This window comes from Dorea acetigenes (genome assembly GCF_025567385.1).
Classification (GTDB): domain Bacteria; phylum Bacillota; class Clostridia; order Lachnospirales; family Lachnospiraceae; genus Claveliimonas; species Claveliimonas acetigenes.
The window spans coordinates 1-20,108 of sequence record NZ_JAOQJU010000010.1 but is presented as its reverse complement, the minus strand read 5'-3'; the positions used below and the strand labels follow the sequence as shown (position 1 = coordinate 20,108).

The 20,108-nt window shown below is 50.7% G+C and carries 34 protein-coding genes; all 34 read left to right on the top strand.

Annotation, left to right across the window (positions count from 1 at the left end; all coding sequences use genetic code 11):
- Positions 1-26: 26 nt before the first annotated feature.
- The 34 genes from OCV99_RS09590 (at position 27) to OCV99_RS09425 (ending at position 20,012) form a co-directional block, all read left to right on the top strand.
- A complete protein-coding gene (locus OCV99_RS09590) occupies positions 27-200 on the top strand; it encodes a hypothetical protein (RefSeq protein ID WP_178670045.1) in 174 nt (57 codons plus the stop codon).
- Between the two features lie 149 nt (positions 201-349).
- Positions 350-1,393 (top strand): hypothetical protein, encoded by a 1,044-nt coding sequence (locus tag OCV99_RS09585; RefSeq protein ID WP_158370122.1) that lies wholly within the window; start codon positions 350-352, stop codon positions 1,391-1,393.
- Between the two features lie 253 nt (positions 1,394-1,646).
- Positions 1,647-2,582: an amidoligase family protein gene (locus tag OCV99_RS09580; RefSeq protein ID WP_158370120.1), complete on the top strand. Its 936-nt coding sequence runs from the start codon at positions 1,647-1,649 to the stop codon at positions 2,580-2,582.
- A 76-nt stretch (positions 2,583-2,658) separates the two neighbouring features.
- Complete coding sequence (locus OCV99_RS09575; RefSeq protein WP_262575298.1) at positions 2,659-2,922, top strand: DpnD/PcfM family protein; 264 nt, start codon at positions 2,659-2,661, stop codon at positions 2,920-2,922.
- A 2-nt stretch (positions 2,923-2,924) separates the two neighbouring features.
- Positions 2,925-3,473: a gamma-glutamylcyclotransferase family protein gene (locus OCV99_RS09570; RefSeq protein ID WP_262575297.1), complete on the top strand. Its 549-nt coding sequence runs from the start codon at positions 2,925-2,927 to the stop codon at positions 3,471-3,473.
- Between the two features lie 124 nt (positions 3,474-3,597).
- Positions 3,598-4,092, top strand: coding sequence for a gamma-glutamylcyclotransferase family protein (locus tag OCV99_RS09565; RefSeq protein WP_158370116.1), 495 nt, complete (start codon positions 3,598-3,600; stop codon positions 4,090-4,092).
- A 3-nt stretch (positions 4,093-4,095) separates the two neighbouring features.
- On the top strand, positions 4,096-4,731 hold the full coding sequence (locus OCV99_RS09560; protein ID WP_262575296.1) for a ribbon-helix-helix domain-containing protein: 636 nt from the start codon (positions 4,096-4,098) through the stop codon (positions 4,729-4,731).
- Positions 4,732-4,733: 2 nt separating this feature from the next.
- Positions 4,734-5,183, top strand: a complete 450-nt coding sequence (locus OCV99_RS18025) for a DUF4314 domain-containing protein (protein ID WP_158370114.1) — start codon at positions 4,734-4,736, stop codon at positions 5,181-5,183.
- Positions 5,180-5,380, top strand: coding sequence for a hypothetical protein (locus tag OCV99_RS09550; protein ID WP_262575295.1), 201 nt, complete (start codon positions 5,180-5,182; stop codon positions 5,378-5,380). Before OCV99_RS18025 ends, OCV99_RS09550 begins: the two co-directional genes overlap by 4 nt.
- Entirely contained in the window at positions 5,370-5,567 is a 198-nt protein-coding gene (locus OCV99_RS09545; protein ID WP_262575294.1) for a hypothetical protein, read from the top strand. Before OCV99_RS09550 ends, OCV99_RS09545 begins: the two co-directional genes overlap by 11 nt.
- 9 nt (positions 5,568-5,576) lie before the next feature.
- Positions 5,577-5,792, top strand: coding sequence for a hypothetical protein (locus OCV99_RS09540; RefSeq protein WP_158370110.1), 216 nt, complete (start codon positions 5,577-5,579; stop codon positions 5,790-5,792).
- 209 nt (positions 5,793-6,001) lie between these two features.
- Positions 6,002-6,544, top strand: coding sequence for a hypothetical protein (locus OCV99_RS09535; RefSeq protein ID WP_158370108.1), 543 nt, complete (start codon positions 6,002-6,004; stop codon positions 6,542-6,544).
- A 151-nt stretch (positions 6,545-6,695) separates the two neighbouring features.
- Entirely contained in the window at positions 6,696-7,151 is a 456-nt protein-coding gene (locus OCV99_RS09530; protein ID WP_158370106.1) for a DUF6900 domain-containing protein, read from the top strand.
- 200 nt (positions 7,152-7,351) lie between these two features.
- Positions 7,352-7,816 carry a DUF7698 family protein gene (locus tag OCV99_RS09525; RefSeq protein WP_158370104.1) on the top strand — a complete coding sequence of 155 codons (465 nt, stop codon included), beginning with the start codon at positions 7,352-7,354 and terminating at the stop codon, positions 7,814-7,816.
- Between the two features lie 62 nt (positions 7,817-7,878).
- Positions 7,879-8,145, top strand: a complete 267-nt coding sequence (locus OCV99_RS09520; protein ID WP_158370102.1) for a hypothetical protein — start codon at positions 7,879-7,881, stop codon at positions 8,143-8,145.
- 78 nt (positions 8,146-8,223) lie between these two features.
- Positions 8,224-8,544, top strand: a complete 321-nt coding sequence (locus OCV99_RS09515) for an Nmad4 family putative nucleotide modification protein (RefSeq protein WP_262575293.1) — start codon at positions 8,224-8,226, stop codon at positions 8,542-8,544.
- A 15-nt stretch (positions 8,545-8,559) separates the two neighbouring features.
- Positions 8,560-8,841, top strand: a complete 282-nt coding sequence (locus OCV99_RS09510) for a hypothetical protein (protein WP_158370100.1) — start codon at positions 8,560-8,562, stop codon at positions 8,839-8,841.
- Positions 8,842-9,016: 175 nt separating this feature from the next.
- Complete coding sequence (locus OCV99_RS09505) at positions 9,017-9,340, top strand: hypothetical protein (RefSeq protein ID WP_262575292.1); 324 nt, start codon at positions 9,017-9,019, stop codon at positions 9,338-9,340.
- 20 nt (positions 9,341-9,360) lie between these two features.
- On the top strand, positions 9,361-9,597 hold the full coding sequence (locus OCV99_RS09500; RefSeq protein WP_158370096.1) for a DUF7678 domain-containing protein: 237 nt from the start codon (positions 9,361-9,363) through the stop codon (positions 9,595-9,597).
- Between the two features lie 174 nt (positions 9,598-9,771).
- Positions 9,772-10,152, top strand: coding sequence for a hypothetical protein (locus OCV99_RS09495; protein WP_158370094.1), 381 nt, complete (start codon positions 9,772-9,774; stop codon positions 10,150-10,152).
- A gap of 171 nt (positions 10,153-10,323) precedes the next feature.
- On the top strand, positions 10,324-10,695 hold the full coding sequence (locus OCV99_RS09490; protein ID WP_158370092.1) for a hypothetical protein: 372 nt from the start codon (positions 10,324-10,326) through the stop codon (positions 10,693-10,695).
- A 137-nt stretch (positions 10,696-10,832) separates the two neighbouring features.
- Complete coding sequence (locus OCV99_RS09485) at positions 10,833-11,306, top strand: phage terminase small subunit P27 family (protein WP_158370090.1); 474 nt, start codon at positions 10,833-10,835, stop codon at positions 11,304-11,306.
- Positions 11,306-12,934 (top strand): terminase large subunit, encoded by a 1,629-nt coding sequence (locus OCV99_RS09480; RefSeq protein WP_262575291.1) that lies wholly within the window; start codon positions 11,306-11,308, stop codon positions 12,932-12,934. The genes OCV99_RS09485 and OCV99_RS09480 overlap by 1 nt, the downstream gene beginning before the upstream one ends.
- 11 nt (positions 12,935-12,945) lie before the next feature.
- Entirely contained in the window at positions 12,946-13,854 is a 909-nt protein-coding gene (locus OCV99_RS09475) for an AP2/ERF family transcription factor (protein WP_158370088.1), read from the top strand.
- A gap of 14 nt (positions 13,855-13,868) precedes the next feature.
- Positions 13,869-15,269 carry a phage portal protein gene (locus OCV99_RS09470; protein WP_262575289.1) on the top strand — a complete coding sequence of 467 codons (1,401 nt, stop codon included), beginning with the start codon at positions 13,869-13,871 and terminating at the stop codon, positions 15,267-15,269.
- Positions 15,266-16,105, top strand: coding sequence for a head maturation protease, ClpP-related (locus tag OCV99_RS09465; RefSeq protein ID WP_158370086.1), 840 nt, complete (start codon positions 15,266-15,268; stop codon positions 16,103-16,105). Before OCV99_RS09470 ends, OCV99_RS09465 begins: the two co-directional genes overlap by 4 nt.
- Before the next feature lie 72 nt (positions 16,106-16,177).
- Positions 16,178-17,398 (top strand): phage major capsid protein, encoded by a 1,221-nt coding sequence (locus tag OCV99_RS09460; RefSeq protein WP_158370084.1) that lies wholly within the window; start codon positions 16,178-16,180, stop codon positions 17,396-17,398.
- Between the two features lie 79 nt (positions 17,399-17,477).
- Complete coding sequence (locus tag OCV99_RS09455; RefSeq protein WP_158370082.1) at positions 17,478-17,813, top strand: head-tail connector protein; 336 nt, start codon at positions 17,478-17,480, stop codon at positions 17,811-17,813.
- A 14-nt stretch (positions 17,814-17,827) separates the two neighbouring features.
- Positions 17,828-18,160, top strand: coding sequence for a phage head closure protein (locus tag OCV99_RS09450; RefSeq protein ID WP_158370080.1), 333 nt, complete (start codon positions 17,828-17,830; stop codon positions 18,158-18,160).
- Positions 18,161-18,170: 10 nt separating this feature from the next.
- Complete coding sequence (locus OCV99_RS09445) at positions 18,171-18,548, top strand: HK97 gp10 family phage protein (protein WP_158370078.1); 378 nt, start codon at positions 18,171-18,173, stop codon at positions 18,546-18,548.
- Positions 18,548-18,865, top strand: coding sequence for a hypothetical protein (locus OCV99_RS09440; RefSeq protein WP_158370076.1), 318 nt, complete (start codon positions 18,548-18,550; stop codon positions 18,863-18,865). Before OCV99_RS09445 ends, OCV99_RS09440 begins: the two co-directional genes overlap by 1 nt.
- Before the next feature lie 5 nt (positions 18,866-18,870).
- Positions 18,871-19,464: a major tail protein gene (locus OCV99_RS09435; RefSeq protein ID WP_158370074.1), complete on the top strand. Its 594-nt coding sequence runs from the start codon at positions 18,871-18,873 to the stop codon at positions 19,462-19,464.
- Positions 19,465-19,467: 3 nt separating this feature from the next.
- The gene (locus OCV99_RS09430; protein ID WP_158370072.1) at positions 19,468-19,842 is read left to right on the top strand and encodes a hypothetical protein; all 375 of its coding nucleotides are present in this window, start codon (positions 19,468-19,470) and stop codon (positions 19,840-19,842) included.
- Positions 19,839-20,012 carry a hypothetical protein gene (locus OCV99_RS09425; protein WP_262575287.1) on the top strand — a complete coding sequence of 58 codons (174 nt, stop codon included), beginning with the start codon at positions 19,839-19,841 and terminating at the stop codon, positions 20,010-20,012. The genes OCV99_RS09430 and OCV99_RS09425 overlap by 4 nt, the downstream gene beginning before the upstream one ends.
- The last annotated feature ends 96 nt before the right edge of the window (positions 20,013-20,108 follow it).

The window sequence follows — 20,108 nt, the reverse complement described above, 5'->3', positions numbered from 1 at the left end:
GCCATAGTACATAGGAGGGATGCTTTATGGGATGGCTGATTGCTATCGGAGCCATTGTTTTTCTTGCGGCCGCATTTTTCGCTGCGTTTTCACTCTGTATGGCTGCCGGGGACGAGGACGATGATGCGGAGCAGATGAAATGGATACAGGATATGGAAGAAAAGCGCAGAAAACGGGAGGATGACCGGAACTTACATTAATGCACAATTCCTTCCCCTGGATTTGTGCATTAGGTCAATTCTGCACATTTGCGTGGATATCCGTTGACTTATACCGGCTTTAGAGTGATTAATACCATACGCCAAAGAATACCGGTGAAAGAACCGGAAAAGGAAAGGAGCAGCAGGTTATGATGAGATTTAAGTTGAACATAGCAGACAGGAAAGAGCTGGTAAAAAGGCTTGGGGAACTTACGGGGACTGCCCCGCATTACACAAGGATGCCAAGATGTGCCTATGAGATTGGAGTTTATACGGTGGAGCGTGACGGCAGCCTTACGGTCGGAGAGGAAGCGGCAGAGCCTGGAATCCTGACCACGTTAAAAGACGAGGGGCTGATCAGGGATGCAGAGGGAATCCTCGAAGCGGCAGCGGAACAACCAGAGCAGGCAGAGACAGAGCCCATCCCGGACAGCGAATACGAGTCAGAGGTGCGGGAAGAGGCAGCAGGTCAGGAAGAAACAGCCGCCCAGGAAGGAATGGAACCGTTGGATCTGGCACTCAGCTTTCCGATGGGAGAACATACAGGAGTTTCCCTAAGAAACCTTGTGAACATGGTCTACAGCAGGGGCCCGCTTCTTAGCAAAGCATCCGGCGGGAACTTCCGTGTGGAAAAGGAGCTGGCAGAGAGACTGCGGGATGATGCCTGCACTGCCACAGTCCAGACCTTTTTGAAAGCGCTGGCAGATTACATGGAAGCACATGGCGGTATGGAGGGGCTTCAGATCACAGAACAGCAGATTTCTTTCACAGGATTTCCAGTTCCGGCAGACCAGCCACACGCTGATGCATTCCTCCAGCTTGCAGCCATGATGAATGCCATGGCGCTTTCCCAGAAACGCATTCAGGCAAAAGAGGTCAGCACGGATAATGAAAAATACGCATTCCGCATCTGGCTCCTCCGGCTTGGGATGAACGGGGATGCCTACAAATCTACCAGAAAGGTGATGATGGAGAACCTCGGCGGCCACGCCGCATTCCGGACACCGGAGGAAGCGGAAAAGGCAAAAGCGAAAAATAAAGCGAAGCGTGAGGCAAAGAAAATAGAACTTGCGGAGCTGGAAGCAGATACCCGTCCGAATGCGGAATTGAATGGTCTGGATGAGGCACAGACGGAGGAGGCTGTGGCGGATGCCGCCTACATTGCCGCAGTCAACGCCAGCTTTGAGGAATAAGCCTTTACTCCCGGTCAGTAACCGGGGCCGGGAAATGATAAGGCGCCTTCTCCATTGTAAGTGATATTACCTCTGAAAGTGTGCATTATCAAGCATTTTTCCTGCCATAAAATACACACTTTCTGCCCCGGATCTTTGGTACATTTATGCCCGTTATCAACTTGCTATTATCTGCATTCAGAGTGATATATAGACACAACAAAAGAGCAGAAAACACCGCAGACAGGCGGCTTTAGCAAAGGAGATAACGAACATGAACGAAAAGACAAGGGCACAGATCGAGGCAATGAAAAACCAGACCATCGGGGTTGAAGTAGAAATGAACAACATTACAAGGGAAAAGGCGGCAAAGAAAGCGGCAGAGTTCTTTGGAACCAGAAGATATGAATACACAGCAGGCCGGAACGGATATTACACCTGGTCGGCATGGGACGCACAGGGAAGGGAATGGAAGTTCCAGAGGGATGTGAGCATCGAGGGACCGGACAGCGAAAAATGCGAGATGGTCACCCCGGTCCTTACCTACGGCGACATCGAGATGCTCCAGCAGCTTATCAGAGTCCTCCGAAAGGCAGGGGGACGAAGCTCGGCAAGCCGGGGCTGCGGAGTCCATATCCACATCGGAGGGCAGGGGCATACGCCGAAAACGATCCGGAACCTGGTCAACATCATGGCGGCACATGAGGAGCAGCTGACACAGGCGGTCCGGATCGACCGCTGGAGGCAGAGCCGCTACTGCCGCACGGTAGACCCGGCTTTTCTGGAGCGTTTAAACCGAAGTAAACCGAAGACCATGGAAGCACTCAGCCGGTGCTGGTACAACGGGGAACGGGACACCAGCCATTATTCAGGGACCAGATACAGAATGCTGAATCTCCATAGTTTTTTCAACCGCTACCACACGATTGAATTCCGGCTCTTCCAGTTTGATGAACCGGGAGACGGCAGACAGGGAGGGCTTCATGCAGGGCAGCTGAAATCCATGATCCAGCTCTGCCTTGCGATGAGCGAACTTGCGAAAGAACTGCGGTACGCAAGCCCGAAGAAACAGCAGGACGAAAACGTGGCCTATGCCTTACGGTGCTGGATGCTCCGGTTGGGATTCATCGGGGAGGAATTCAAAACCGCAAGGGAATATTTCATGCGGAATGCAGAAGGAAACTGCGCATGGAGGCATGGCAGACCGTAAAAACCAGGATGGCATACATAGGCACTTCCGGGCGGAAAACCGCCCTTGGGGTGGTAGAAAAGGAGGCGAAGATATCATGAAAAACGAAACCAGGATGAAACATATGGATGCAGCCCCAAGGGGCAGGGCATTTAAAGTGACGGTATCGGAACTTTACCAGAGGGAGATCACCGTGTACGAATCAGAGATGAAAGAGACCACGCCGGAGGAAGCCCTCCGCATGGTGGAGAACTGGTGGCAGGACAGCCAGATCGATTTAAACGAAGCGGATTTCCAGGGCGTGGACTATTCCCTGACCGGAATAATGGATGCACCGGAAGAAATGGAAGGCGGTGAGTGACAATGGCAGGAATGTTCTCCCTGGGGCTTAGCACAGGGGCAGCGAGGAAACCGAACCGTTTTTATCTGGCCTACGGTTCCAACCTTTCCCTAGAGCGGATGAAAAGCCGCTGCCCGGATGCCGTGGCGCTTGGCACAGCTGTCATTCCCGGCTACCGTCTCCTGTTCAAAAAGAGCAAGACCGGAAGCTACGCAACCATTGAGCAGGATGCCAACTGCTGTGTACCCGCGTTGGTCTACAGGATTTCAGAACTGGATGAAGCCCTGCTTGACCGGTATGAAGGGTATCCCCGGTATTATTATAAGCGGAATTTCCGGCTTTCTGTCACGAGGCTGGATTCCGGCAGGCGGATGAAAGAAAGGAAATGGTGCATGGCTTATGTGATGCACGAGGAACGCACCCTTGGGGAACCGGACATGGAGTATTTCCGGCTCTTGGATGAAGGGTACGGTGAGTGGAATTTTGATACCGATATTCTGGATAAGGGGCTGGCGGACAGTATCGGGATCAGGGCTGCGGGAGAATACATAGAACGCTGCCAGCGAGGGTAAAGTACACAATCTGCGGCCGGTACATTTGGTAAGTTTATAGCGCAGAAACTGCTTGCTATTACTGGCAAAAAGAGTGATTAATACCATACCGCCGGAGAATGGCGGAAGAAAGGAGAGAAAGTAAATGGGCAGGAAAAAATACTACATAGCATACGGGAGCAACTTATCGGTGGAACAGATGGTCTGCCGCTGCCCGGATGTGAAAGTCATCGGGACTGCGGTCATTGAGGATTACGCGCTGCTTTTTAAGGGCTGCGCCACCATTGAACAGAGGGAAGGAAAAAAGGTGCCAGTACTCATCTGGGAGATTTCCCCCAGTGACGAAAAAAACCTTGACCGCTATGAGGGCTATCCCAACTTTTACTACAAAAAGGATTTGACATTGACAGTCCAAATGACCGGAACGGATGCCAGCCAGGAACTGACCGCAATGGTCTATATCATGGATGAACGCCGCCGCCTCGCCAGTCCAACAGGCTATTACTACAAGGTGCTGGCAGACGGTTATGAGGACTTCGGGTTTGATAAAGCAATCCTGGAGCAGGCACTTGTGGACAGCGTTGGAAAACGTACAGCCAGAGTATTTTTGAACGGATATCAGGACGATTGCAGGGGGTAGCAAATGGGGAAAAAGAATTTGAATATTAAGCTGCCGGAGGCCATGCTGGATGAACTGGAAATCATCCGCAGGGAGCGGAGCCAGCAGGAAGGGCGCAGGGTTTCCAGGAACAGCCTGATCGAAGAGGCAGTAGAAAAATATGTTACGGCGGCAGAAAAATTTCTGGAGGGATTGTTTCAGGAAGGAAATTTAAAGCCGGATCAGCCATACCAGATTTCCGTGCGGGAGTTCCTTGGCAGGCATACGGATGACAGGATATCCATGATGACACCGGGAGGGTATGTGGATTTGGATAAAGCGCAGACAGAACGGCTCCTCTCCGGACAAATGGTAAAGGCCCATCCCGGATGCAGGGAGGATTTCCGGGATGCTCCTGCGGAGGAACTGTTGCCGCAGAGCGTCCTATCGGCACATCTGCGGGATGGGGTGTGGCAGCTTCTGACAGACATCGAATGTGGTACAGAAACGGTCCGTACCGTCTGCTATGATACAGAGGATATCTGGAAGAGCCGTGAGCTGGCGAAGCAGTTCTTCCTGCGGGCAATGGCAGCCTGCGAGGGCAGTGAGAAAGAACGCTACACAAATATTTACATGAAACTGATGATGGGAATGACAGACTGTGATGATTCGGAGGTGTGAGCATGGGATTCCCAAAGAGAAAAATCGTGGAGAAAATCAGAAAGGATTATCCTGTCGGCTGTGAGGTGGTGCTTGACCGGATGGAGGATGTGCAGGCTCCTCCGGTGGGGACACACGGAACCGTGAAGTCAGTGGATGATACGGGAAGTATCAAAGTTGCATGGCGCACGGGCGGAAGCCTGCGCGTGGTCTATGGGGAGGATGCCTGCCACCGCATCGACACAGATGCGATAGTAAAAGAATTTCTGGACGGATACGGGAAAACACAGGCCGGAGGGAGCTGCCCGCGCTGCGGCAGCCCCATGCCGCATTTGGAGCACCATGCAGTCAGCCGGAGGGCGCACCTCATTGTATGCGATCTGTGTGGAACGGAGGAAGCGCTGGAGGATGCAGGGATGTCAGAGAAGAAACCGTTGTTTACATGGGAGGCATGGAAGGAGAGAGGAAAATGAGCCACAGAAAAATGCCTGCTTACGGAGAACGCGAGCATGGCGGCAGATACATACTGGATGATTACTGTTGGTCCAGGAACCATTGCAGGGCAGTTACAATCCGCCGTTGGAAACGGAATTTGAAAAAGAAGGCCCGGACAAAGACGCGGATGCAGTTTGTATGGGTGGAAGGAGGATATGAACAGGATGAAATCTAAAATATGGAAAACGGGGGATACCTGTTTTGTGATCACCAATAAGAAAAAGCGGCAGTCAATGGAATATAAGGTTCTTTCCTTCGATGGCAGGTTTTATTTTCTGGAAAGCCGGACGGGAAGCCATATCAACGCTTCCCCGTCCCGAATGTTCCGGTCAAAGGAAGATGCGACCGCTTCACTGGGATAGGAGGCAGCCATGATGCAGGAGCCAATGCCGGGAACGGCACGGATAAAAAGGAACAAGTGGAACAGGGGCAGCGGTGTGTACAGTATGAGGGGTGAGCTGAAAAGAGGAACCGCTCTCAATAAGAAACGCCTGAACCGAAAAGTCCGGCACAGAAATAAGGATGCCCTGAAAGGGTGCCGCTACAAGCGTATATGCAGGACATCCCATATGGTGGATTTTACCTAAAAAAGAAAACAGGGCCGGTAATAACCCGGCACCCCTCTCCAGTTTACCGTATATTCGCTCTGAAAGTGAGTTTTATCAAGCGGATTCCGAATAATAATGTACACAATCTTTTACCGGCATGTCTGGTACATATATGGTGCCAGACTTGCTTGCCATTCTGTGGAAATGACGGTAATATGCACGTACCATAAGAAAAGGAGGGCGCAGATATGTCGGAATACCGGATAGAGGAGTCTGCCAGAAAGCGGGCGTTGAAATTTAAGGAAGATTACGAACGCCATTTTGAAAAAAACTCAAAACGGATGAGGAAGATAGCAAAGGAGACAGAGGCCTATTTAGAGCGGGAACATTTGCAGGATGATACTGACGCCACACTGAATATCATCAGCATTCTTCCAAGTTGCCATTACCGGATTTATCTTTACGGCCGCTACCATGAGCTGGTGAAGAAAGCAGGAAGAACTGATACAGAACTGGAGTACAGGAAATGGAAGATAGGCGGGGAAACTTCAGAGAAAATCCAGAAGTTCGCAGTGATTTACCGGAAGAGAGAAAAATGTCTGAGAAAAATGGAGTCTGATGCGGAGGCAGAATGCATTGGTTACCTGAAAAAAAGCGGATTGTGGGATGACCTGGAGGCGGTGCATGAAATGCGGTGCTGCCTGCCAATATGCCTTTTAAGGCATAAACTGGATGAACGATACTATGAATTATTTATGAAAGAAAATGAGGATTTCACGGATGAGGATTAGTTTTTTATATTCTTTTCCTGTATAAATGATGCACAGTTTCCGCCAGAAATCTTTGTGTACATTATGGTTCAGCATGGACTTGATAATATATGTTTTTAGAGCGAATATGTCACTACCGAAAGGGAAAACAAAGAAAACGGAGGAAACACACATGAAGGAATTAAGCAAAAAGGAACTGGAAAGCCTGGTGGAGATCGCAAGGAAACACATTTACCCGGTTGAGGCCAGAGGGGATTTGGAAACCCGCGACAATGACAGCGAGGATTTTCTGGATGTTTCCGTCTGGAGCATCAAGGCAGCATTGACGGCGGCTTACGAACTTGGGAAAGAAAGCAGCCAGAACAAACGTAGCGGCAGGAAAATATCCCTGACAACGGCAGACGGGATTCCGGAGAGCTTAAGCAACCTTTGGTACACTGGTGACTGCGACATTGCAACTTTCACGGATGCGGTTGAGGACAGCCGGACGGGGGCAGAACTGGTCAGGAACCTTGGCAGGCTGAAACTTTTTAGAAAATTTACTCTCCAAAGGGAAACGGATACCAAGATCAGGCTGAAGGGCACAGACCGCATGGGAAACATCAGCTACCTGACAGTCACAAAATAAATACCGGAAAACAGGCAGGGGCAAGGGGCTGGCACGGCCGGCCTTTTGCTCGTGCCTGCTTGATGCCATAAAATGCACAGTTTTTCGTTGAAATGATTGTGTACATTATGGCTCCGATAGTAGTTGCTATTCCGGGCACATGACGGTAAGATGTGTCACACCAAAGGGGAACAACCCCAAAATCAAGGAGGACACAGAATATGAAGAAAAACAATTTTGCAGAAGAATACGCACAGGAGACGGCGATCAAGGCACAGTACCACGAGGCAGAAAAGGCAGGAAATACGGAAGGACAGGAAGCTGCACGGAACGCCTACCATGAGCTGGAGGAGCAGATTGCAGGAAAGGGAAATCCCTACGCGAGAATCTACCGGCTTTACAGCGAGGCACAGGAACGGGGCAATGCGTACATCGATTTAAACGATACCATCTGGGATGATCAGGTACCGGCATTGATCGGAAACCTCCGGGAATACGGCATTGAAAAATTTACCTTTTCCTCCACCTGGTCTTCGGCGGTGGAAACCGCATGGCTTTTCACACAGAATGGATGCAGGCTGGAGGGGCTGGTGGAGATCAACGGCCGCCACAAAGCATTTATGAGCGACGAATACGAGAAAGCCCATGGCTACCTTTTTTCCATCGGGGATGCAGAGGATAAATAAGGCGTAATCGGCCGGAAAAGGGGCGGTAAGCCCCTGAAGGCTGCCGCCGGAAAATCCCCCGGATGCCCGGTAAAAATGCGGACACGGGCGGCTGTGGCGGGCACTGCGGGGAGAACAGAAAGCAGGAGGGCAAAGCAGTGGAATATAAGGGTTACTACATAGCAGTTGGCTGGAACAATCGGGAGATGGGATTTGATTTTGACGTATACGATTCGGAAAACAAAGCGGTGGCTCGGAGCGATGCAGCCTATTTCTTTGACGATAACGCAGAAAAAGCGGCGAAGGAGGCCGTTGACAAAATCCTGCAGGAGCAGGAAAACGGGGAATAAAATACACAAATACCCATCCATATCTTTGTGCGGTATATTCGGATAATCTGCTTGCTATATGTGCGAAACAGAGCGAATATGTCACTACCGAAAGGGAAAACAAAGAAAACGAAGGATTACAACATGAAAGCATTTTACAAGTTTGAAGAGACCACTAACATGGAGAACCTGCAGATGAAGGTCAGCTCCTACGGCGCGGTATTAAAATATGGGGAGCAGGTTCTCGTGACAGACATTGGCTGGAAGGGATTCGCTGCAGCGGTTTACGAGTTCATCGAAACCCCGGAGGAAACAGGACTGGCGGATATCGAATGCAGGCTGAACCTGGTAGAAGCGGCAGAGGACGCTTTCGAGGATGGCGGTCATGCCATCGCATGGTGCATGGAAAAAGCAAAGTAGGGGAGGACACGGATTATGGCAGGATGCAGAATATGCAAACAGGAGATGCTGACGGCGCAGGGATGCGCCATCGGCACGGTACACATTAACGGTAAAGTATACCCAAGGATCAAGGCCGGGGATGCGCGGGATTTTAACCCATCCATGGAAGAAGGGGAACGCTGCGGTGACTGCGGTGCGATGAAAGGCTTCTTCCACCATTTCGGATGTGATATAGAGCGCTGCCCGGTCTGCGGGATGCAGATGATAAGCTGTGACTGCGAAGATGTTTATTATGAGGGGATCGGGGAAGAATGATCAAGTCCAAGGTCCGGAAGATTCCATAGGGAAAATTCAAGGCTGCTGTAATATACACAATTTCCCCTCCGTATCTTTGGTACATTTACGGCGCAGAATTGACTTGCTATATGTGCGAAACAGAGCGAACATGTCACTACCGAAAGGGAAAACAAAGAAAACGGAGGATTACAGCATGAAAAACATTTACACACTGAGAAATGAGCTCGACCTTAGAAATTACAATACGGCGATCACAAGAGCAGATTTTGAAGCTCATTTTACCAAAACAAAGGAGCGCATCGAATTTACTTTCAACGGTTGGGATGGAAAAAGTTATGACGGCGAGAGCCGCAAGGCATACATTTACCGGACAGACATTCCGGGTTACGAGGAAGCAAGGTTTATCAAAGTTGGCAGGCGCCTGCATTTCATTGACGAGGAGAGCAGCGTTTTGGAAAAGGCAACCGGAGCCTTCCACAAGACAGTGGGATGGCTGGTGGATGTCGAGAGGGCATGAGAGGAAACGGAGGCAGCGTAATGTTAGCAGAAGGAACGATTGGGATTCAGGAAAACGGAAAAATGGTGGCCTGCCATTATAAGATGAAATACTTTGACGAACCGAGCCGTTTTGGTATTGAAGGCGGGCGGATTTCCAAATTGACGATCCGCAGGGAAGGGGAATTTACCTGCAATTATGACAGGGGATGGGACCTGGAACCGGAAGATGAAGCAACACGGACGGCAGTTGCCCTTTTGATGAAGGAATACAACTAAATTTTCCACCAATGAAACAGTACCCGGAAAGGGGCTGTTTCTCGTAGTAAAACAGACAATTTTCTTCTTTATCTTTGGTACATTTATGGAGCAGAATTGACTGGATAATCATGTGTTTCAGAGGTAATATGCTACTACCGAAAGGGAAAACAAAGAAAAACGGAGAAAACGGACATGGCAAAAAGAATGAGCAGGAAGGCGCAGGTTTACCTTACAAAGATCAAAGCAGCGTCAAATGAATATGACCTGAAAGGAATGGAAATCACAATCAAGAAGGACACAGCATTTGAATGGTCAGAGTTTACGAGGCTGAATGACGCCATTGAGGAAAAAAGAGTCGGTCTTCGCACGGATCAGGAATCAGCAAAACTGAAGGAACTGGTTTTCTTCCGGGCGAAAGCGGAGCTGGATGGCTATCTGATGATGAAGGATGGGGATGGGTACACGGAAGAGGAAACGGAGCGCCAGAGGGAGCGCTTCAGCAGCATCTACCAGATTATTGAGGAGGCAGAACTTGAAGATGAATATGATGCATGGAAACAGATAAATGCATAAACATTGTTGCAGGCATATGCCCAGAAAGGGGCTGTCCCTCGTAGTAAAATGGACAATTTTCTTCCCGTATCTTTGGTACATTTATGGCTCAGAATTGACTGGATAATGTGCAGAACCAGAGGTAATATGTACCTACCGAAAGGGAAAACAGAAAGAACGGAGGAAACAGCGATGACAAGATTTCAAAAGGAACTGAGCGGAGCACTTGGAGCATATTGGAAAAGAGCAGCAGAGAAAGAACTGGAAAAGGTCAGAGAGGACCTGCAGGCCGGCAAGATTACCATTGATGAGAACGGGGTTGCCCGCAACTGTATCGGCAGGGTGCTGATGAGCGACATGCTGGAAAAGCTGGCAATGGTCACTGACAAGGTCAGTGTGGAAGCAACCACAGCGGCCAGGGACAAAGAGGTTTCCAAATCCCTTGCGGAATATCGGAAGAGCGCAAGGCCGGTTTCCGAAGAGGAGCGCATGGAGATGCAGGCTGCTTTTGGAAAAGGAACCACGGTGGTCAATGTCCTGACCGGCGAAAAAACCGAACTTTAAAATTACAACGAAACTACAGGCATAACCCCAAGGGGCTGTGCCTCGTTATCCCCGTTTTTATATAGATTGATTTTACTTAAGGGCTTCTTCGGAGGTCCTTTTTGTTTGCCCATTTTGGAGGAAAGGAGGGATGCCATATGGCGACAAGGGGAAGGAAACCGACTCCGACTGCGATTAAAGAATTAGAAGGAAATCCGGGCAAGCGCCCATTGAATGCGAAAGAACCGAAACCTGTCAAAAAGGCACCATCCTGCCCGAAGTGGCTGGAGCCGGAGGCAAAAAAAGAATGGCGGCGGCTGTCTAAACAGCTGGAGCAGCTTGGAGTGCTGACAGAACTGGACATGGCATCGTTTGCAGCTTATTGTCAGGCGTATGCCAGATACAAGGAGGCGGAGGAATTTATCACGCAGCATGGTTCCATTGTGAAAACCCCGTCAGGATACTGGCAGCAGGTTCCACAGGTGGCACAGGCACAGACTTATAGTAAGATTATGCTCCGGCTTGCGGAGCAGTTCGGACTGACGCCTTCGGCAAGAAGCAGGATTATTGCAGGCGGAGGGGATTCCGCACCAGCAGATGAGATGGAGGAATTGTTGGGAGGTGGAAGCTGATGGCAGAAACAAGACCGAAGGATTATCCGAAATTGAAAGATTACCAGCCAACAAGGTTCATGCTGCCAACTTCTCATTATGATAAAGCGAAGGCTGACCGGGCAGTGAAGTTTATAGAGAATCTCCGCCATACAAAAGCAAAGTGGGCAGGAAAACGTTTCTGGCTGCTGCCCTGGCAGGAAACTCTGGTGCGGGATATTTTCGGGACTGTAAAAGAGGATGGAACACGCCAGTTCAGAACAGCTTATGTTGAAATATGTAAAAAAGTTGGAAAGAGTGAACTTGCAGCAGCAATAGCATTGTATCTGCTCTATGCGGATAACGAGCCTTCGGCCGAAGTTTACGGTGCGGCTGCTGACCGCCAGCAAGCCTCCATCGTCTTTGATGTGGCGAAAAGAATGGTTGAGCTGACCCCGGCATTACTGAAAAGAAGCAAGATCATGGGGGCAACCAAGCGGATTGTAAATTACAGCAATGCCGGTATCTATCAGGTGCTGTCAGCCGATGATGGAAACAAGCATGGCTTTTCTGTTTCAGGACTTGTGTTTGACGAAATCCACAATCAGCCCAACCGTAACCTGTACGATGTCCTGACAAAAGGATCGTCGGATGCCCGTGCCAACCCACTCCATTTTATCATCACAACCGCAGGAAATGACAGAAACTCGATTGCGTTTGAGCTGCACACGAAAGCACTGGATATTTTAAACGGCAGACGAGAGGACCCGACGTTTTATCCAGTGGTATACGGGCTGGCGGATGACGAGGACTGGACGGATGAAAAGAACTGGTACAAGGTGAATCCCTCTCTTGGATATACGGTTGAGATTGACCGTTTAAGGGATGCATTTCGGGAAGCCCAACAGAATCCGGCGGATGAAGTCACATTCCGGTGGCTCCGGTTAAATCAATGGGTTTCCAGCACTGTGGCATGGATTCCCGACCAGATATACGCTTTGGGAAACGAGGCGATTGATATGGAAAGCCTCAAAGGACGGGAATGTTATGGAGGACTTGACTTGTCCAGTTCCGGTGATATTACAGCTTTTGTACTGGTGTTTCCGCCACACAATGGGAAGGAGAAATACGTCATACTTCCATTTTTCTGGGTACCCCAAGATACGATCCCGCTCCGGGTGCGCCGTACATCGGTTCCTTATGATAAATGGCAGGCCCAGGGGTATCTGATGGCAACCGAGGGAAATGTGATCCATTATGGTTTTATCGAAACATTTATAGATGATCTTGGAAAAATATATAACATTAAAGAAATAGCCTATGACCGATGGGGTGCTGTGGAGATGACGCAGGCCCTTGAAGGCATGGGCTTTACTGTTGTGCCATTTGGACAGGGATTTTCTTCCATGAGCCCGCCTACAAAAAGGTTTTATGAATTACTGATGGAGGGGAAAATGGTTCATGGGGCGCACCCGGTACTCAGATGGATGGCCGGAAATGTTGTGGTGGACACGGACCCGGCCGGAAATATCAAGGTGACGAAAAGACGCAGCCCGGATAAGGTTGATGGGATTGTTGCGGCTATTATGGCTCTTGACCGCTGTATCAGGCATGAGGAGAATACGGGGAGCGTATATGATGATCCAGACCGGGGGTTATTCGTATTTTGAGGAGGGAAATTTTGGGGAAAATAAGTAAAAATGATATTATAGGGCGCAAATTTGGGATGCTGCAGGTTGAGAAGTGCATAGGGACGGTAAATGGGAAATTGCGCTATCAATGCAAATGCGATTGTGGAAATGAAAGAACAACGGACCGTTATTCTCTATTAAACGGGACTGCGAGCAGCTGTGGGTGTAAAAGACGGATTAACCCGGAAGATATTGTAGGGAGACGTTTTGGACGTCTTGTTGCCATGGAATGTGTGGGACGGGAAGAAGGAAAACGATGGGGAAATTATAGGTATCTGTGCCAATGTGATTGTGGGAAAACCACTTACGTCCGGCGGGATCATTTGCTTCATGGGGATAGCTGTTCCTGTGGAGATTGCATCCATATCGAAGAAGAAGCGGGCTGCCTAAGATACTACACACATAGCGGGGAGTCATTTCTGGCGGATATTTCAGTAAAAGAACTTCTGGAAAAATACCCCTGCTATATAGCGGGAAATGGATATGTTTTTATAACGATTGATGGAGAACATGAACTTTTGAGCAGGCTCGTACTAGATGCGGATAAAAATACGCTTGTGGATCACATAAATGGTAATCCGCTGGACTGCAGGAGGGATAACCTGCGTCTGGCAGATGCTTGTGAAAACGCATTTAATACAGCACTGGTTTCCAATAATACGTCTGGTTACAAGGGCGTATATTTTCACAAAGCATCGGGCAGATTTCATGCCAGCATTAGGGCGTATGGGGTGCGTATATTCCTTGGATATTATGATGATATAGAAGAAGCGGCGGGGGCCTATGACAGGGCTGCCCGTTTTTTTCACGGCGAATTTGCCTGTGTGAATTTTCCACGTCCGGGCGAACAGTGCTGCCGAAGAAACCAAGAGAAAGTGGTCAGACAGGAAGTTATGTGAGGAGGAATAATCCAATGGGATTTTTAAAATGGATGGGTTTTTCAAAACCCAGGGATGCCCCAGGGGAAAATCTGCCGGAGGTGACAGACAGCGTCCGAGATTCCGGACAGGTTTTTTCTTTTGGAACCGCGAACAGCGGGGAAAAGGTAGATGAGCAGTCTGCCATGCAGATCTCCACGGTATATGCCTGTGTGCGGCTGTTGGCGGAAACAGTGGCGGCACTGCCGCTGCACCTATACCGTTACACCGATGGTGGGAAAGGAAAAGAGAGCGCCTTTGACCACCCGCTGTACCGGATCTTATACCGGCAGCCCAACGATGAGATGAGCAGTTTTATCTGGCGGGAAACCATGATGACCCACCTGCTTTTGTGGGGGAATGCCTATTCCCAGATCATCCGGGATGGGAGGAACAACGTCCTCGGCCTGTATCCGCTGCTCCCGGAAAACGTGGAAGTCGACCGTGATGAGCAGGGGCAGCTTTATTATATCTACCACGCTTATACAGATGAAGTGCCGGGGGAACAGAACCAGGATATTTATTTCAGGAAAGATGAAATCCTGCACATTCCGGGGCTTGGGTTTAACGGCCTTGTGGGATTTTCCCCGATTGCCATGATGAAGAACAGCCTTGGCACGACTCTGGCCGTGGAGAAATACGGGGCGTCGTTCTTTAAGAACGGGGCGCAGCCAAGCGGTGTGCTGGAGCATCCGGGGGTACTAAAAGACCCCCAGAAGATACGGGATAACTGGACTGCGGTATACGGCGGGGCCAACAACGCGCACAGGGTCGCTGTGCTGGAAGAGGGGATGGCCTACAAAGCGATCTCCCTGCCGCCGGAGGACAGCCAGTTTTTATCCACCCGGCAGTTTGGCGTGGAGGAAATCTGCCGGATCTTCCGGGTGCCGCCCTACATGGTACAGAGTCTGGAACACGCCACCTTCTCCAACATCGAACACCAGTCGATTGATTTTGTGGTGCATACCCTGACTCCGTGGTTGGTGCGGTTCGAGCAGGCGATCATCAAAGACCTTCTGCTTGAAGAAGAACAGGATGTGCTGTTTCCCAAGTTCAACGTGGACGGACTGCTCCGGGGTGATTACCAGAGCAGGATGAACGGTTATGCAACGGGAATCAGCAACGGTTTCTTAAGCCCGAATGACATCCATCGTTTGGAGAACATGGACCTGATCCCGGCAGAAGAAGGCGGGGATGACTATTATCTGAATGGCGGATATGTAAAGCTCCGGGATGCGGGGAAGTTTGCCCAGGCAAAGCAGGCGGCTGTGGAGCAGAACCAGCCGAAGGATGAACCGGAGAAACCATCCGAAGGAACGGAAAATGCAGCTGACAGTGAAAACGGGCGGAGTGAGAGTACGCCGCAAAAACCAAGAGAAAGGAAACGGAAACGATGAAGAAATTCTGGAACTGGATTCATGATGAAGCCGGCGGCAGGGTGCTCCGTCTGGAAGGCCCGATTGATGAGGAGTCCTTCTGGGGCGATGAGGCAACCCCCAAGGCATTCCGTGAGGAACTGGAGGCGGGAGAGGGCGATATTACCGTCTGGATCAACAGCCCCGGCGGAAATGTGTTTGCGGCAGCGGAGATTTATACGATGCTCCGGGACTATAAAGGCGCGGTTACCGTCAAGATTGATGCGATTGCCGCCTCCGCTGCCTCTGTGGTAGCGATGGCTGGAAATAGAGTGCTGATGTCCCCTGTGGCAATGCTGATGCTCCATGATCCCAGCACCATCGCTTATGGCAATACCAAAGACATGGAGCGGGCAATCAATACGCTCAATGAAGTGAAGGAGAGTATCATCAACGCCTATGCCGCCAAGAGCGGATTGTCCCACAGCCGCATTTCCAACTTAATGTCCAACGAGACGTGGATGAATGCGAAAAAGGCAGTGGAACTGGGGTTTGCAGATGAGATCCTCTTTGATGCGGAAGAACCGGAAAAAGAGGAAGAAGGCGGGGAGGAAGAAACAGAGGAGGAAGAGGAAAAGCCGGGTATCCATCTGGAGGCACAGATTTATTCCACGAGACAGATGGGGCTGACGATTCTGAACCGGCTCGGTGTGGACAGCGGGAAGCCTCCTAAGAAACCACCTGTGGATACACACACGGAACCTTCCAGATCTATGGAAGAAAAGCCGCCGCATCCTGCAATCGGCATGGACGGCACAACAGAAGATGGCAGTGTGCCATATCTGATTTTAGAAAAACAGCTGGAATGTTTGAAGTAAGGCAAGCGCCTGAAACAGACAGATCCGGCTCTTTTTATACCCAAAATCACATTTTTTATGGAGGAAATGACGATGAGTAAGATTCTTGAACTGAGAAGCAAGCGCAATACCCTCTGGGAGCAGACCAAGGCATTCCTGGAGCAGCACCGCAGGGAGAACGGCCTTGTAGCTGCCGATGCGGTGGAGCAGTACAACAAGATGGCCCAGGAGGTCAAAGACCTGGGGGCGGAGATCGAGCGTCTGGAGCAGCAGGCAGAGTTTGACGCCAAGCTGTCGGCCCCGACCTCTAATCCGGTGCATGGCAATCCAAAGAACGGCAGCCCGAAGGATAAGAACACCAGCCCGACCGGGACGGAGGAGTATAAGAATGCATTCTGGGACATGATCCGCAACCGCGGCAACTACGGCGAGGTGCGCAACGCCCTGTCTGTCGGTGTGGATACGGAAGGCGGATACACCGTGCCGGATGAGTTTGAAAAGAAACTGGTGGAGGCACTGGAGGAGAATAACATCTTCCGAAGCATGGCGAATGTGATCCGTACCAGTTCCGGCACCCGTAAGATTCCGATTGCGGAGGACACCGGGGAGGCCAGCTGGATCGATGAAGGGGAGGAAATCCCGGAGAGTGACACCACGTTTGGACAGACCATGCTGTCGGCCTACAAACTGGGCACCATGATCAAGGTTTCCAATGAGCTTCTGAACGATTCCGCGTTTGACCTTGCGACCTATATCGCCCGCCGTTTTGGTGTGCGTATGGGCAACGCAGAGGAGAAGGCATTCATTACCGGGGACGGTGTGGGCAAGCCGCTGGGCATCCTGGATGATGCCGGGGCGAAGGTGGGCGTAACCGCAGGAACGCAGACCAAGCTGACCTTTGATGAAATCTTCCAGCTGTACTATGCGCTGAAAGCACCATACCGCAAGAAAGCGGAGTTCCTGTGCAACGAGGCGGTGGTGCTGCAGCTGATGACCTTAAAAGACAACAATGGCAACTATATCTGGAAGCCGGGCCTTGAGATCGGCAAGCCGGATACACTCCTGAACCGTCCGCTGAAGACCTCTGCCTTTATGCCCGCCGTGGCAGCGGGAAACAAGGTGCTGGCCTTTGGCGATTACAGCTACTACTGGATCGCAGACCGCCAGAGCAGAACCTTCCGCCGCCTGAATGAGCTGTATGCCCGCACGGACCAGGTAGGTTTCCTTTCCACGCAGCGTGTGGACGGCAAGCTGATCCTGCCGGAAGCGGTGCAGGTGCTCCAGATGAAGGGCAGCGCATCCAGCGGTTCCTGATAAGGCGGAAAGATTATGGCAGATGGTGGTTATATGTATATGCCTGCCATCTGCTGATGAGAGAGAGGAGGATGCAGCCGTGGCATTGGTAACCTTGGAAGAAGCGAAGACCTATCTGCGTGTGGATTCATCGGATGAGGATGCCGTGGTCGGCATCCTCTTAACTTCTGCCGGGAAACTGTGTGCGGATGTGGCGAGGCTTACGGATGAACAGTGGGCAGCAGTAGATGCGGATGAAACAGAGGATACGGCATCGTACACGGAAGAAGAACTTTCCCGGATACGGGAAGTGATGAAAGTGGCGGTGCTGTATGCCCTCGCCTATCTGTATGAACACCGGGAGGAAGCGGACCATCATGGGCTTACCCTGACGCTCCGCTCCCTTTTGTTTTCCATCCGGGAAGGTGTTCTTTGAAAGGAGAGGCAGGCATGGAGATTTCAAAGCTGAATGAGCGGATAACGATTGAGAAGAATGCAGTCGTTACGGATGCCATTGGGAATCATAAGAACACATGGACCCACTACTTTTCCTGTTATGCCTATGCTTCCACCTATCAGGCAGAGGAGAAGGAAAGCGAGGTATCCAGCGAGGAGCGCTCCGTCACCTTTACGGTGCGCTGGTGCAGTGAGACCGCCGCTGTCACTTCCACAGGCTTCCGTGTGAGGTTCCGGGGAGAAGTTTATGACATTGAGTCGGTGGACCTGATGAATTACCGGAAGAAGGAGATCCGGTTCAAATGCCGGAGGGAACCAAGGCAGTGAGGAGGCAGCGATGGCAAAGAAAATATCGGTAGACCAGCTCTCCAGCGAGATCATGTCCGCATTGGATGAGTATAAAAAGGTCACGGATGAAGTGGTGAAAACCGCGGTGAATTCTGTATCAAAAGAGACGAAGGCAATGGCGCAGGCCGGCTCCCCGGTCAAGTCCGGCGGTTATCAAAAGGGATGGGCGGTCAAAAAGACCTCGGAGAAAACCGGGCAGGTCAGTATCACGGTCTATAACCGTACCAAGCCGGGGCTGACACACCTTCTGGAAAAGGGCCATGCCAAGCGCGGCGGCGGCCGGGTGGCGGGAAAACCACATATCGCCCCGGCAGAGGAATATGCCGTGAATGAACTGGAAGCAGCGATTAAAAGGGGGCTTTCGTGATGGATTATGAAGAGATTGCAAACATGTTAGGCGGCACGGGGCTGCCCTTCGCATACCACCATTTTGCGGAAGGGGAGTCACCACAGCCGCCTTTTATCTGCTACCTGACACCCGGCAGCAACAACTTTGCGGCAGACGGGAAGGTCTACTTCAAAGCAAAGCAGCTGGATGTAGAGCTGTATACGGACGAGAAGGCACCGGAATTGGAAGAACGGCTGGAAGCCGCCTTTGATGCTTATGGGCTGTTCTATGAGAAATCGGAAACCTACATCGAGTCCGAGAAACTGTATGAAGTGATTTATGAAATGGAGGTATGAAGGCTATGGGAAACAAAGTCAAATATAACCTGAAAAATGTCCATGCCGCAAAGCTGACAGAAACTGTGGCAGACGGCGTGACCGCATTTACCTATGCCGCACCGAAGGCGATCCCCGGAGCGGTGAGTATCAGCCTGGATGCGGAGGGCGAATCCAGCCCGTTCTATGCGGATGGTATTGTATATTTCCGTTCCGTGACCAACAACGGATACAGCGGTGATCTGGAAATCGCATTGATCCCGGAGTGGTTCCGCACGGAGATTTTGCAGGAGGAACTGGATGGCAAGGGTGTCCTGGTGGAAAACAGCGGGGTTGGCGAGAGCGTGAAGTTTGCCCTGCTCTTTGAGTTTGACGGGGATGTGAATGCCATCCGCCATGTGCTGTATAACTGTTCGGCATCCCGTCCGTCCATTGAATCGGAGACGAAAGAGGACACCATTGAGCCTGGAACGGAAACCCTGTCGATCACGGCAGACCCCCGCTCGGATGGGCTTGTAAAAGCCAGGACGGGCGATAGCACGGACAAGGAGGCATATACGAACTGGTATAAATCGGTGTATCTGCCGACGGAAAAAGAGTCAGGGCAGGAAGGAGCGTAAAAAATGCTGAAACGTGAGATTGAAATCTGTGGGAAAAAGGTGGCGTTCCGTTCCTCGGCCACCATTCCCCGACTGTACCGGGCGAAGTTTAAGAGGGACATCTTCAAAGACCTCTCCAAGCTGGAGAAATCCTATAAAGGCAAGACCGAGGACGGGGAGGAATTCCAGATCGAGGACTTGGAGATATTCGAGAACGTGGCCTATATCATGGCTTATCATGCGGACAATTCCATTCCTCCGACCATTGAGGAATGGCTGGACCAGTTTGATATGTTCTCCATCTATGAGGTCCTGCCGCAGATTCTGGAACTGTGGGGACAGAACATGATGGTGGAGGTGCAGGCAAAAAAAGAGTTGGCAGGAGTACAAGGGAAATGACCACGCCCCTGTTCCTCCTGCGTTGTGTGGAGCTTGGCATTGCGATCTCTGACCTGGATCTTCTTACGATTGGTCTCGTCATTGATATGTGGACGGAAAAAGGAAACGATGATGTGAAATACAAAAAAGTGGCCCGTGAAGCCACGCAGGAAGATTTTGATAAATGGTGAATTCACCATTTATCAAATTATCAGCACCTTATAAAAATCAGCACCTTTTTCCAAATGTCAGCGTTTTAACTGAATTCAAGTCGAAAAGGTGCTGAT

Excerpts from the sequence above, each read along its gene's own strand:
- OCV99_RS09590 (WP_178670045.1), top strand. The coding sequence starts at position 27 with ATGGGATGGCTGATTGCTATCGGAGCCATTGTTTTTCTTGCGGCCGCA.
- OCV99_RS09585 (WP_158370122.1), top strand. The coding sequence starts at position 350 with ATGATGAGATTTAAGTTGAACATAGCAGACAGGAAAGAGCTGGTAAAA.
- OCV99_RS09580 (WP_158370120.1), top strand. The coding sequence starts at position 1,647 with ATGAACGAAAAGACAAGGGCACAGATCGAGGCAATGAAAAACCAGACC.
- OCV99_RS09575 (WP_262575298.1), top strand. The coding sequence starts at position 2,659 with ATGAAAAACGAAACCAGGATGAAACATATGGATGCAGCCCCAAGGGGC.
- OCV99_RS09570 (WP_262575297.1), top strand. The coding sequence starts at position 2,925 with ATGGCAGGAATGTTCTCCCTGGGGCTTAGCACAGGGGCAGCGAGGAAA.
- OCV99_RS09565 (WP_158370116.1), top strand. The coding sequence starts at position 3,598 with ATGGGCAGGAAAAAATACTACATAGCATACGGGAGCAACTTATCGGTG.
- OCV99_RS09560 (WP_262575296.1), top strand. The coding sequence starts at position 4,096 with ATGGGGAAAAAGAATTTGAATATTAAGCTGCCGGAGGCCATGCTGGAT.
- OCV99_RS18025 (WP_158370114.1), top strand. The coding sequence starts at position 4,734 with ATGGGATTCCCAAAGAGAAAAATCGTGGAGAAAATCAGAAAGGATTAT.
- OCV99_RS09550 (WP_262575295.1), top strand. The coding sequence starts at position 5,180 with ATGAGCCACAGAAAAATGCCTGCTTACGGAGAACGCGAGCATGGCGGC.
- OCV99_RS09545 (WP_262575294.1), top strand. The coding sequence starts at position 5,370 with ATGAAATCTAAAATATGGAAAACGGGGGATACCTGTTTTGTGATCACC.
- OCV99_RS09540 (WP_158370110.1), top strand. The coding sequence starts at position 5,577 with ATGATGCAGGAGCCAATGCCGGGAACGGCACGGATAAAAAGGAACAAG.
- OCV99_RS09535 (WP_158370108.1), top strand. The coding sequence starts at position 6,002 with ATGTCGGAATACCGGATAGAGGAGTCTGCCAGAAAGCGGGCGTTGAAA.
- OCV99_RS09530 (WP_158370106.1), top strand. The coding sequence starts at position 6,696 with ATGAAGGAATTAAGCAAAAAGGAACTGGAAAGCCTGGTGGAGATCGCA.
- OCV99_RS09525 (WP_158370104.1), top strand. The coding sequence starts at position 7,352 with ATGAAGAAAAACAATTTTGCAGAAGAATACGCACAGGAGACGGCGATC.
- OCV99_RS09520 (WP_158370102.1), top strand. The coding sequence starts at position 7,879 with ATGCCCGGTAAAAATGCGGACACGGGCGGCTGTGGCGGGCACTGCGGG.
- OCV99_RS09515 (WP_262575293.1), top strand. The coding sequence starts at position 8,224 with ATGTCACTACCGAAAGGGAAAACAAAGAAAACGAAGGATTACAACATG.
- OCV99_RS09510 (WP_158370100.1), top strand. The coding sequence starts at position 8,560 with ATGGCAGGATGCAGAATATGCAAACAGGAGATGCTGACGGCGCAGGGA.
- OCV99_RS09505 (WP_262575292.1), top strand. The coding sequence starts at position 9,017 with ATGAAAAACATTTACACACTGAGAAATGAGCTCGACCTTAGAAATTAC.
- OCV99_RS09500 (WP_158370096.1), top strand. The coding sequence starts at position 9,361 with ATGTTAGCAGAAGGAACGATTGGGATTCAGGAAAACGGAAAAATGGTG.
- OCV99_RS09495 (WP_158370094.1), top strand. The coding sequence starts at position 9,772 with ATGGCAAAAAGAATGAGCAGGAAGGCGCAGGTTTACCTTACAAAGATC.
- OCV99_RS09490 (WP_158370092.1), top strand. The coding sequence starts at position 10,324 with ATGACAAGATTTCAAAAGGAACTGAGCGGAGCACTTGGAGCATATTGG.
- OCV99_RS09485 (WP_158370090.1), top strand. The coding sequence starts at position 10,833 with ATGGCGACAAGGGGAAGGAAACCGACTCCGACTGCGATTAAAGAATTA.
- OCV99_RS09480 (WP_262575291.1), top strand. The coding sequence starts at position 11,306 with ATGGCAGAAACAAGACCGAAGGATTATCCGAAATTGAAAGATTACCAG.
- OCV99_RS09470 (WP_262575289.1), top strand. The coding sequence starts at position 13,869 with ATGGGATTTTTAAAATGGATGGGTTTTTCAAAACCCAGGGATGCCCCA.
- OCV99_RS09465 (WP_158370086.1), top strand. The coding sequence starts at position 15,266 with ATGAAGAAATTCTGGAACTGGATTCATGATGAAGCCGGCGGCAGGGTG.
- OCV99_RS09460 (WP_158370084.1), top strand. The coding sequence starts at position 16,178 with ATGAGTAAGATTCTTGAACTGAGAAGCAAGCGCAATACCCTCTGGGAG.
- OCV99_RS09450 (WP_158370080.1), top strand. The coding sequence starts at position 17,828 with ATGGAGATTTCAAAGCTGAATGAGCGGATAACGATTGAGAAGAATGCA.
- OCV99_RS09445 (WP_158370078.1), top strand. The coding sequence starts at position 18,171 with ATGGCAAAGAAAATATCGGTAGACCAGCTCTCCAGCGAGATCATGTCC.
- OCV99_RS09440 (WP_158370076.1), top strand. The coding sequence starts at position 18,548 with ATGGATTATGAAGAGATTGCAAACATGTTAGGCGGCACGGGGCTGCCC.
- OCV99_RS09435 (WP_158370074.1), top strand. The coding sequence starts at position 18,871 with ATGGGAAACAAAGTCAAATATAACCTGAAAAATGTCCATGCCGCAAAG.
- OCV99_RS09430 (WP_158370072.1), top strand. The coding sequence starts at position 19,468 with ATGCTGAAACGTGAGATTGAAATCTGTGGGAAAAAGGTGGCGTTCCGT.
- OCV99_RS09425 (WP_262575287.1), top strand. The coding sequence starts at position 19,839 with ATGACCACGCCCCTGTTCCTCCTGCGTTGTGTGGAGCTTGGCATTGCG.